The 10,909-nt window shown below is 54.7% G+C and carries 9 protein-coding genes; 2 read left to right on the forward strand and 7 right to left on the reverse strand.

Going from position 1 to position 10,909, the window contains the following annotated elements; genetic code table 11:
* Nucleotides 1–145 precede the first annotated feature (145 nt).
* From G7W63_RS02025 to G7W63_RS02050, 6 genes are all read right to left on the reverse strand, one after another.
* Nucleotides 146–1,357 carry an argininosuccinate synthase gene (locus G7W63_RS02025; protein ID WP_166252399.1) on the reverse strand — a complete coding sequence of 404 codons (1,212 nt, stop codon included), beginning with the start codon at nucleotides 1,355–1,357 and terminating at the stop codon, nucleotides 146–148.
* 82 nt (nucleotides 1,358–1,439) lie between these two features.
* The gene (locus G7W63_RS02030) at nucleotides 1,440–2,279 is read right to left on the reverse strand and encodes a substrate-binding periplasmic protein (protein ID WP_166252402.1); all 840 of its coding nucleotides are present in this window, start codon (nucleotides 2,277–2,279) and stop codon (nucleotides 1,440–1,442) included.
* A gap of 39 nt (nucleotides 2,280–2,318) precedes the next feature.
* Nucleotides 2,319–2,726 carry a flagellar export chaperone FliS gene (gene fliS / locus G7W63_RS02035; RefSeq protein WP_166252405.1) on the reverse strand — a complete coding sequence of 136 codons (408 nt, stop codon included), beginning with the start codon at nucleotides 2,724–2,726 and terminating at the stop codon, nucleotides 2,319–2,321.
* Nucleotides 2,727–2,756: 30 nt separating this feature from the next.
* The gene (gene fliD, locus G7W63_RS02040; RefSeq protein WP_166252408.1) at nucleotides 2,757–4,166 is read right to left on the reverse strand and encodes a flagellar filament capping protein FliD; all 1,410 of its coding nucleotides are present in this window, start codon (nucleotides 4,164–4,166) and stop codon (nucleotides 2,757–2,759) included.
* Nucleotides 4,167–4,381: 215 nt separating this feature from the next.
* Entirely contained in the window at nucleotides 4,382–4,834 is a 453-nt protein-coding gene (locus G7W63_RS02045) for a flagellar protein FlaG (protein WP_166252411.1), read from the reverse strand.
* Nucleotides 4,835–4,908: 74 nt separating this feature from the next.
* Complete coding sequence (locus tag G7W63_RS02050) at nucleotides 4,909–5,736, reverse strand: flagellin domain-containing protein (RefSeq protein ID WP_166252414.1); 828 nt, start codon at nucleotides 5,734–5,736, stop codon at nucleotides 4,909–4,911.
* Nucleotides 5,737–6,127: 391 nt separating this feature from the next.
* Here G7W63_RS02050 and G7W63_RS02055 point away from each other — a divergent pair, with 391 nt between their 5' ends.
* Nucleotides 6,128–7,276: a flagellin gene (locus G7W63_RS02055; protein ID WP_166252417.1), complete on the forward strand. Its 1,149-nt coding sequence runs from the start codon at nucleotides 6,128–6,130 to the stop codon at nucleotides 7,274–7,276.
* Between the two features lie 315 nt (nucleotides 7,277–7,591).
* On the opposite strand, the gene G7W63_RS02060 is transcribed toward G7W63_RS02055, so the two are convergent.
* Entirely contained in the window at nucleotides 7,592–8,026 is a 435-nt protein-coding gene (locus G7W63_RS02060) for an REP-associated tyrosine transposase (RefSeq protein WP_166252420.1), read from the reverse strand.
* A 588-nt stretch (nucleotides 8,027–8,614) separates the two neighbouring features.
* On the opposite strand from G7W63_RS02060, the gene G7W63_RS02065 reads away from it, so the two are divergent.
* The gene (locus G7W63_RS02065; protein WP_166252423.1) at nucleotides 8,615–10,615 is read left to right on the forward strand and encodes a tetratricopeptide repeat protein; all 2,001 of its coding nucleotides are present in this window, start codon (nucleotides 8,615–8,617) and stop codon (nucleotides 10,613–10,615) included.
* The last annotated feature ends 294 nt before the right edge of the window (nucleotides 10,616–10,909 follow it).

The raw sequence follows: 10,909 nt of genomic DNA on the forward strand, positions 1-10,909 counted from the left end.
TAGCTGAAGCTTCAGCTTTCGAGCGCACCGAAGGTGGGCCCTTGCTTCGGCCAACCTAGGAGCCTGGTGGCTCCACGAAAGCTGAAGCTTCCGCTACATTCACACGCTACACCAGATCGCAGGAGCAGACTTCCGAGCGCATGCCTTAAAGCTTGCGGCCCTTGCTGGCTGCAATACGCAGACGCAGCGCGTTCAGCTTGATGAAGCCTTCCGCGTCTTTCTGGTCGTAGGCGCCCTGGTCTTCCTCGAAAGTGGCAATCTTTTCGTCAAACAGGGAATCCTCTGACTTCCGGCCGACTACATCCACGTTACCCTTGTACAGCTTCAGACGGACCACGCCGTTAACGTAGGTCTGGGTCTGGTCGATCAGAGCCTGCAGTGCTTCCCTCTCAGGGGACCACCAGTAACCGTTGTAGATCACTTCGGCATAACGGGGCATGAGGCTGTCTTTAAGGTGTGCCACTTCCCGGTCAAGGGTAATGGATTCTATAGCCCGGTGACCCTTCAGCATGATGGTGCCGCCAGGTGTTTCGTAGCAGCCCCGGGACTTCATGCCCACATAGCGGTTTTCTACGATATCCAGCCGGCCAATGCCGTTGTCGCCGCCCACCTTGTTCAGGTGCGCCAGGATTTCATGGGCCTTCATGGTCTGGCCGTCGATGGCGACTATGTCACCCTTCTGGTAGGTCAGCTCAATATAGGTAGGCGTGTCCGGCGCTTTCTCCGGCGACACGCTCCAGCGCCACATGTCTTCCTCAGCCTCAGCCCAGGGATCTTCCAGGACCATGCCTTCGTAGGAAATATGCAGCAGGTTGGCATCCATGGAATAAGGCGACTTGCCTTTCTTCATCTCCACCGGAATGTCACGTTCGCGGCAGTAGGCCAGCAGCTTTTCGCGGGAGTTCAGGTCCCACTCACGCCAGGGCGCGATTACATGAACACCCGGCTTCAGGGCGTAGGCACCCAACTCAAACCGGACCTGGTCGTTACCTTTGCCGGTGGCGCCGTGGGAGATAGCATCTGCGCCGGTCTGGTTGGCAATATCGATGAGTTTCTTGGCAATCAGGGGGCGGGCAATGGACGTACCCAACAGGTACTCGCCCTCATAGACCGTGTTGGCGCGGAACATGGGAAACACGAAGTCCCGGACAAACTCTTCACGCAGGTCTTCGATGAAAATTTCCTTTACACCCAGGGCCTGCGCTTTCGCCCGCGCGGGCTCCACTTCCTCGCCCTGCCCCAGGTCAGCGGTAAAGGTAACCACCTCGCAACCGTAGGTATCCTGTAACCAGCGAACAATTACCGAGGTGTCGAGGCCACCGGAATACGCCAAAACCACCTTTTTAATCTCAGACATGCCCTACTCCAGACTGACCAGAATGCGAAACCGAAAATGAGTCGCGTATTGTACGGCACCCAGGCCAAGGCTGCCAGACGGCTCACTGGGGCAAACGGAAGATCTCGTCAAGCTCGCCGGTATGGCGCATTTCACGCACTGCCTTCTGGACGGGGTAATAGAGCTCAGGGTGTTTCGCCTTGCGGGACATATAAAGGCATGCTTTCTGCTCGGCGATAACCACGTCGGTACGGAAGCCGGCAATGGGCAGCTCCATATCCCTGAGCGTGTGGTAAAAGGCCTGGTCACTGCTGACAAGGGCATCGATGCGCCCCAACTGAAGCATGGTTACCGCTTGTGCCAGGCCATTAACCGGAATCTTGCGAATGTGTTCGTCGTCCTGAAAAGCCTCTTCGTAGAAGGTGCCCCGAATATAACCAACGGTCTTCCCGGCCAGGCCATTGATGGTCAGCGGATAGCTTTCTCCGAACCGGCCCGCCATCAGAGTCCTGACAGACAGCACTGACTCAACCTCCACGCCAGCAGCCTTTGCCGCCGGACTTTCAAAAAGAACGACGAAGTCGGCTTCGCCGGAGGTAAGCTCCAGCACGGCTCTGCGATGGGGACGAAGCTCATTTAACAGGGGCAGGTTGGCAACCGCGGCCACCCGGCTACTGAATTCAACAAGGGTACCTGTAGGGCTTCCGCTATCGGCCAGGTAGCCCCAGGGCCAGACATCGGGTGTGGCAAAGTTGAGAAATGCTTCGTCGGAAGAAGTGGTTAAATCAGAAGGACGGGCGGAGGCTGGCGCCGCGAGGGCACAGGTAATTACCACGTATAGCAGACACCAGCAATAGACAAACGCATCGGTCTTGACCGCCTGAGAAACAGCATGGGTATCGCCCCACCGGTTGGTAGAGGACTTCGCGCAGAAGCGGGCCAAGTCGGGCCGGCTCAGCACTGAAACAACGAGCAGTACAGTTCAGCCTGCAACCGGCTCTGCGGCGGGACGGGTAGCCTCGTCACGAATGCCGTCCCAACCTTCTTTGACCTGGCGCAGCAAACCGGCGACTTCGTCGAGCTTGGCTGGGTCGTTGCGGACGTTAGCTTCGAACAGGGTTCGTTCCATGTATTCGTAAAGGGATTCAAGGCGGGACGCAAGCTCGCCGCCTTTTTCGAAATCAAGAAAGCTGCGCAGACCGCCTACAATCTCTATAGCTTTGATGATGAGCTTGCCTTTACCCGCATAGTCCTTGGCCTGCATACGGGCCTTTGCCATGTTGATACGCTCAAGGGCTCCGTTGTACAGGAGCTGAATGAGTTTGTGGGGATCGGCATCCATCATGCTGGTCTGGGTATTGATACGCTGGTATTGCTGAAGCCCGTTCATGGACAAATCCTCTTTTGATTCTGGCTAGAACTAGTTCTGATCGTTATTGGGCGCAATAGCGGCCAGTTGCTGCGACACATAGTCGCCAGTACTCTGTAATCTTGAGATAAGGGAGTCGGCTGCGGAAAACTGCCTGACCAGGCGCTCTCGGAGGGTCTCCAATCGCATGTCGAGCTTGTCTCGCTGGTCCTGAATTTCAGTCAGGGTTCTGCTGAGGCCATCCGTCCTATTTGAAAGGAGGCCGTCACTATCCAGCACATCGGTCACAAGCGTGGTCGCTCGCTCCGCAATACCTGGTGCACCGTCCTTGCCGGCAAACAGAGCTTCCACCGCTCCCGGATTAGCTTCGAGCTGATCGGTGAATTTCGCTTTGTCGAATTCCAGCTTGCCAGTACTGGGGTCCGTGGTAACCCCTATGTCGGCCAGAATACGTACTGAAGAACCTTCAAGGCCGGCAGGCACGGAGGTCAATATGCTTCTCAGGTCGCTCTGTATGGATCGCAGAGATGAGTCTCCGCTAAGAACTCCTCCTTGCCCGCTCGCCGCGTTGAAACCCGAAGCCTGCTTTATAACGTCCTGAAGCGCATTGAACTTGTCCACGAACTCCTGGACCCGCCCGGCCACTAGCTCGGAGTCCTGCTCCACTTTCACTGAAGATGTGCCGACCGATTTAAGGTCAAAGGTTACCCCTTCGACAATGCCTTCCACCGTATTTGTTGAGCGGCTGACCGGAATGCCGTTTATTTCCATCAGGGCATCTTTAGGCGGTACTGTTTCATCAAGATTCGATGTGACGCCGTCAAACACAAACTGGGATAAACCATTGGTATCGGTCTGGTTGCCATCATCGTCCGCGACGGATATCTGAATAGCATTAGCCTCGCCTGACTCATCAGCAGTCATCACCAACCTGAAACCCGAGCCGGTGTCGACGACACCCGCTGAAACACCTGCGTTTGCGTCATTTATGGCAGCAGCCAGGCCATCAAGAGTATTGTTGCTGCCGTCCACAGCAATATCCGTACTGACACCGCCCACGTTGAGAGTCAGAGTGCCCGAACCCACGGTCGTTGTGTTGCTCTCTGTATAGACCCCGGCCGGTGAAGCAAGCGATTGGGCCTGGGCAAGCTGAGTTACGTTCAAACTATAGCTTCCGCGGCTGGCTTTGGTCGGGTCGATCGCCACAGTCGCTACGCCTTCGTTGGACGAAGTGCCGGTAAAAGCCTGAAGGCCGCCAGGCTTGGCCAGAGCTTCCAAAGGAGATTTAATGCCTTCGATCGTACTCCGGATTTTTCCGAAGGCTGAAATGGCAAGCTCAGCACGTTGTTGCTTCTGATCCAGTCGCAGTTCCGCCGGCCTCCGATCCGCATTGATAAGCTGATCAACCAGGTCGTTGCTGAAGATGCCCGAGCCTGCGCCCAGAGATGTAATCGAAGCCATACCGTGCCTCCTGAAAGGCTGATGAGTCATTGCTCGTGACTGGTTATCGGCCGCAAGCGGCAAAACTTTGCCCCCTGAGACGGGCAATTTGTAACGTGCTGTAAACACTGCTGCCTGAAGGGCCACCACCCGCCCGAAAGCAAAACACCGCCGGCCCCTCACGGGTGCGGCGGCGCTGAATCTCTATTGACCAACTTAAAGTGGTACTCGATAGCTTACACTTTGAGGTTGAACAACGTCAGCGGTTCATCCTGCTGCAAGTTTTCTGCCAACCTCAACGCAACCTCATCCGGAATCTGCCTGATAACCTTCTGGGTTTCCTGGTCCACAACCCGAACCACGGTCTGACCCAGTTCGTTATTTACTTCAAACTGCAGATCTCTTTGTACATTTTGAACAAAGTCGTTCAGTTTCGAAACGGCATCATCCAGCTGCTCCCGCTGGGTTTCAGTGCGCTTTTCAAGGGACTGCGCGTTGGAAACCTGCGTTAACTCTCGGAAAGATTCGGCTGTTTGGATCTGTGCTTCCGGTGCACTGGGTGATATAGCGATCTGAGTGGAAGCACTGCCTGTGCCTTCCACCTGAGCTGACGCAGAGGCCCGAGACGGCACTTGCTCACTGGAACTTACCAGCTTCAGACCCGGGCTATTCAAGTTTACGTCATTCATGACTCACCTCACTATCTTTGAGCAGCTTTAGCCAGGCTTCGTCTCCGAAACCCGGCCGTTACTACTCGAGTCCCTTACTGCAGGAGGGACAGAACCTGGTTCGGTCTTGCGTTCGCCTGGGACAGGACAGAGATTCCTGCCTGCTGGAGTACGTTTGCTTTAGCCATTTTTGCGGTCTCTGCAGCGAAATCGGCATCCAGAATCCGGCTATTTGAAGCACTCAAGTTTTCGATTGTCGTGCCCAAATTAGCAATTGTACTCTCAAATCGATTTTGTGCCGCGCCGAAGGTACTACGCTGGGTATTTACAGTCTCCAATGCAGTATCGATCGCCGTGATGGCTGCCGTTGCGTTTGTAGAATCAGCTCCATCAATCGTAACTGCGCCTACACCCAATGTCGCAGCACTCATATCACCAAATGTTACAGCGATTACTTCAGTAGCATTTGCCCCAACTTGAATATCTACGGAAGCCGGAGCAGCGGCATTGAGCAGATTAGTTCCGTTGAACTTTGTTTGGTCGGCAATTCGCGTAATTTCAAGGGCCCGCTGTGCAAATTCGGCGTTCAAAGCATCACGATCCGTGCCATTGTTCGTGCCGTTCGCGGACTGAACTGCTAACTCGCGCATCCGTTGTAAGTTGTTAACCGTTTCATTAAGACCTCCCTCCGCTGTCTGCATCATGGAAATCCCGTCGTTCGCGTTACGCTGAGCTACTGACAACCCACGTATCTGTGCGTCAAATCGTGTTGAGATGGAGAGCCCTGCCGCGTCATCTTTAGCAGAGTTAATTCGCAGGCCAGAAGACAGTCGCTCAAGAGCTTGATTAGATAAGCTCTGGGATTTGCCAAGCTGATTTTGAGCGTTAAGAGATGCAACGTTAGTATTAATTCCGAGAGCCATTTTACTTCTCCTTCGACAGATGTCGTAGTTTTGTGGAAAAGGTGTGGCGCTCTTCTTTAGTCTTGAAGCGCCGCCCTGTTATTTCAGTTAACGGCTCCGTTCGGGCTTCCTTTAAAAAAAAGTCAAATAACTTTGTTACTAAATGTAAGCAACCCCAAAAGCGGCAATTTAATTCCTTAACAAGTCGCGTGCTCCTGCGCAACAACACGTTGTAACAAAGATAAAATTTAGTTTTTATTATTTTAAATCAACAGGTTAATAATTATAAACAGAAGTGGCACGGGTTTCGCTTTAACCCTTCTAAACGGCAATTCCAATGAACACCGGCCGGCGAGGCGTCCCACTGATCGGGCACTGAGTTACCGGCATCTCTATAGAAAGGGGAAACGATATGCCTCAGATCATCAATACCAACATCGCCTCGCTGAACGCACAGCGGAACCTCAACGCTTCGCAGAGCGATGCCAATACAGCGCTTGAACGTCTTTCTTCTGGCCTACGAATTAACTCTGCCAAGGACGACGCCGCCGGCCTGGCGATATCAACGCGGTTTGAGTCCCAGATCTCTGGCCTGAACATGGCGCAAAGAAATGCAAACGATGGCATTTCACTTGCGCAAACTACAGAAGGCGCGTTGAACGAAGTCGTCTCCAACCTTCAGCGTATCCGCGAACTGGCAATCCAGTCCGCCAACGCAACGAACAGCCAGTCTGACCGAGAAGCACTCGACGCCGAAGTCCAGCAGCGGATTGACGAAATCAGCCGAATTTCCAACCAGACTTCATTCAATGGTTTGAAAGTGCTTGACGGCACGTTCGGGACCGCATCATTCCAGGTTGGCGCGAACTCGGGCGATACGATCAGCATTAATCTGAGTGCAGGAACTCGTGCCAGCGACATTGGAGGCATTGCGACGGCGTCAGCGTTAAACGTTAACTTCGCTGCAGGCGCCAACACCATAACCGCAACTGATACCTTAACCGTTGGGGTGGGGACGCCGCCTCAGAGCCAAACGATCACGTTCACAGGTGAAGAAACAAACATCTCTGATGCGGTTGAGACAATTAATAGTCAACTGGAGAATGCCGTTGCTGTTGCAACTGAAGATGGCACCGGAATTGAGATTAAATCCGCTGAAGCACTGAGTGGTATCGCCTTAACCACCACAGCTACACCTCCTGCGCTGGATACCACTGGCACCGACGCAACAGCTGCAGTTGAAGAAAGTCTGGACTCAGTTGCAATCGACACGGTTCTTGGTGCAAACGACGCTATCCTCCGTGTTGATAGCGCCCTAACCACGATCAACTCCATCCGAAGCGAACTCGGCGCAATTCAGAACCGCTTTGAATCTACTATTGCGAACCTGAGCACCACCTCTGAAAACCTGTCTGCTTCAAACAGCCGCATCCGCGACGCGGACTTTGCTTCAGAATCGGCCGAATTGGCACGTACCCAGGTACTTCAGTCGGCAGGTCTATCGGTGCTTGCCCAGGCAAACGCAAGGCCACAGCAAGTGCTGCAGTTACTCCAGGGATAACCCGAAACGTTATTCAAATGGCCGGCAATTGCCGGCCTTTTTTATGGGTACTAATGCGAGGTTGGCTAGGTAAATGTAGCGGAAGCTTCAGCTTTCGTGGAGCCGTCAGGCTCCTGATCTTCAATCCGGCTCACAGGCACACCTCCGGTGCGCTCGAAAGCTGAAGCTTCCGCTACGACACAAACTGAATCCGAGGACACGGTGGAGGTTGTTTAAATGTAGCGGAAGCTTCAGCTTTCGTGGAGCCGGCAGGCTCCTGGTCTTTAACCAGACTTATCGGCACACCTTCGGTGTGCTCGAAAGATGAAGCTTCCGCTACAGGTAAACTGAGTCCCAATGGGAGTATTCTCGAACGGATTTGGCAAGATTGGCTCTGATTGGGTTCATGACGATATATCGGGCAATATCCCGACGGTCATCGGTGCTTCTCAACGTTCGTTCGTGATAACCCTTTTGCCAGGGAATGCGCGCGCCGGCATTCCTTGATGCGTACACCTTCAGTAATGCAATGATTCTCGCTAGACCTTTGTCTGTGACCAGTTGAATCAATAGATGAATGTGATCTGGCATCACAACCCAGCACTTGATTTCTGCAAGGCCTTCTTCTTCCAATTGCTTCAAGGCCCTAGCCACAGCGCGGGCGGTATGGAAATCCTGGAGATATTGTTGCTTGTTTTGAGTACAGCAGGTAATGAGGTATTCCTGTCCTGCCACAGAATACCGATGACGTAGAGCATCTGTATAAGCCATAAAAACCTTCCATCCATGGAAGGGATTATTTTAGTGCCTATGTAAATGTAGCGGAAGCTTCAGTTTTCGTGGAGCCGCCAGGCTCCTGATCTTCAATCGGGCTCACTGGCACACCTTCGGTGTGCTCGAAAGCTGAAGCTTCCGCTACGACACAAACTAAACCCGAGGACGCGGTGGAGGTTGTTTAAATGTAGCGGAAGCTTCAGCTTTCGTGGAGCCGCCAGGCTCCTGATCTTCAATCGGGTTCACTGGCACACCTTCGGCGCGCTCGAAAGCTGAAGCTTCCGCTACGACACAAACGAAGCCCGAAGATGCGGTGCGAGCGGTTTTTTAAATGTAGTGGAAGCTTCAGCTTTCGGGGAGCCAACAGGCTCCTGATCTTCAATCCGGCTCACTGGCATATACGTTCGGTGCGCTCGAAAGCTGAAGCTTTCGCTACGACACATTTCATTCCATGCTCTCCGGACGCCGCTGATCGTTACTTCTGGCACGGCTTTCGCAATACCTCTGTTAACAAACTGCACATGGTTAAAAGCTGCAGTCTCTTGCCGCCTGGTACGCAGCGGCCTGATAACAATGAGGTGTTTTATGTACGCTCAGCATCACTCACAGAACCTGGCCTCCACCAAGGCGACTGTCGCCCGTTTGCTGCTTGAAGCCAACACTTGCTATGGCGAGTCGAATAATCCGGGCAACCGGCACGGGCAGCGGGTGCTTGCGCGTAATGAGTGTCGGAGTCTGTTGGATGAGGCTCTGGCCCTGAATCCGGATGAGCCTGTGGCTCTGGGATTGCTGGGGCGGGTGGAGATGGACGAAGGCAACCTGCAGCACGCTCACCACCTGTTTAATGTCAGCCTCACACTAAAGTCCGATCAACCCCAGCAGTATTCCAACTTGGGCTACTGGGCTCTGGCTTCCGAGCGCCCGGCGCTTGCCGAGCAGTATTTCCAGGAAGCCCTGGGGCTGGACCGGCAATCCGCCGCCGCCTTCTGTGGCATTGCCCACGCCAAGCGCCAGCAGAGTCAGTTTGATGTGGCTTACCTGCATTATCGAAAATTGCTTGAACTGGGCCTGGAGTGGCCTTCGATCTACAGCGGCATGCTGGTCTGCGCTGAAAACCTGAAGGTGGAAAAAGCGGATAGCGAGCTGGCGCGGGATGCCATCGCCCTGCTCAGCCGCGACGATCTCCCCCACCAGGAAATCGGCCGCTTCGTTGGCAGCATCCTTGTGCAGAAATACGACCTTGGCAATGCCGATGCGCAGATCCAGCTTGATGATGCCTGCGACGACGAACTGCTCATCCTGGCCTTGCAGAAAACGCTGATGCCAGATCCGACCATTGAAGACTTTGTGAATGAGCTACGTCGCTCTATTCTGGCAGAGGTCGCCACCACGGCTACGCTTCAGGAAAGCCGCCAGAGCCTGACCATGGCCATCGCCCGCTACGTGGACCGAACCGGCTATGCCCTCCCGGCTGCGGATGATGAAGAGAACCTGGTTGAAGCCATTAATGAAAGTATCCAAGCCCAGTTCCTCATGGGCGAACCCATGGACGCTGTGACTGGCTCGCTGATTCTCAGCGCCATGTACGGGGCGCTATTCCATCAGCTGTTCGCGGTTCAGTTGGGCCAATGGAACCTGGTGGACTGGCCACTGGGGATGCAGTCTGTGGTTGCCGCAAGCTACTACGACCGGGCCACCGAAGAGGCGATCAAACAGAATTTCGACGAGAAGATGGATGAGCTGTGCCTGGATAAGGCCGACGTGCCCCAGGCCTGGCCGAGCTGGGCACAACTGGCCTATCGGAGCGCTTCAAGTCTTAAAACGCTGATGGCGGTCGAACTGAAGCTGTCAACCGACAACCTTCCTGAAACCCTTCGCCTGATGCTGTGTGGTGCCCAATCCGGCCAGCGTGCCCTTGAACTGGCCAGCTACCTGGATGATGTGGAAGTGATTGCAGTGGATGAGTCCCTTGGCAACATCGCCAAGGCGACCCGCCGGGCAGAGGAACTCGGCCTCAGCAATATCGTGTTCTGGCCCTGGTCCATCGCCCAGCGCTTTGTGGCCGATGGCCACCAGGTTCAATGGGTCGAGATCGGCCGGCTGCCTTCGGTGCACATGACTGATGTCTCTTTGCCGGCTCTGGTCAGCTCAGCAACCAGCAACGGCAGCGTGGTTCACATGCACACGAACATTGCAGAACAAAGTGCTGCGGACCAGCAGGTGCGCAAACTGATTGCAGAGCATAACCTGCAACCCACCCGGGCCACCCTGCGCCGGTTACGGCGGATGGTGCTGAACAATAAACAGGATGACCTTTGGCAGGAACTGCTGTCAGAAAGTGACTTCTATGGTCTCGGTGGCTGCCAGGACCGCTGGTTCCGGCCTCAGGATAGTGCCCAGTTGGAGCAGCTGATGGCCATGGTCAGCAACGAAGTGGAATGGAAGCTGGTCAAAGCCCGGGACGCCGACGGCCACAGCCTGGCCACCGGCCCAGTGCAAAAACAGCTGCAGGCAGAAGCCCTGGGAAGCGCAGTCCAGAGCCTCATGGGGCAGGCATTGAGCGTTTATTTCGTCAAACGCCGCTAGGCACGGGCATGCTCGTAGCGGGACTTTCAGCTTTCGTGCACGCCGAAGGGGTGCCGTGGGGTTGGCCTGACTGGGAGCCTGGCGGCTCCTCGAAAGCTGAAGCTTCCGCTACATTTACACATCCTACGCCGCGTCTTCGGGAAAGCTGAGGCTTCCGCTACATTGAAACAACCCACGCCGCATCCTCGGGTTCAGTATGTGTCGTAGCGGAAGCTTCAGCTTTCGTGCACACCGAAGGGGTGCCATGGGGTTGGCCTGATTGGGAGCCTGGCGGCTCCTCGAAAGCTGAAGCTT

The organism is Marinobacter salicampi (assembly GCF_011074795.1).
GTDB classification, from domain to species: Bacteria; Pseudomonadota; Gammaproteobacteria; order Pseudomonadales; family Oleiphilaceae; genus Marinobacter; species Marinobacter salicampi.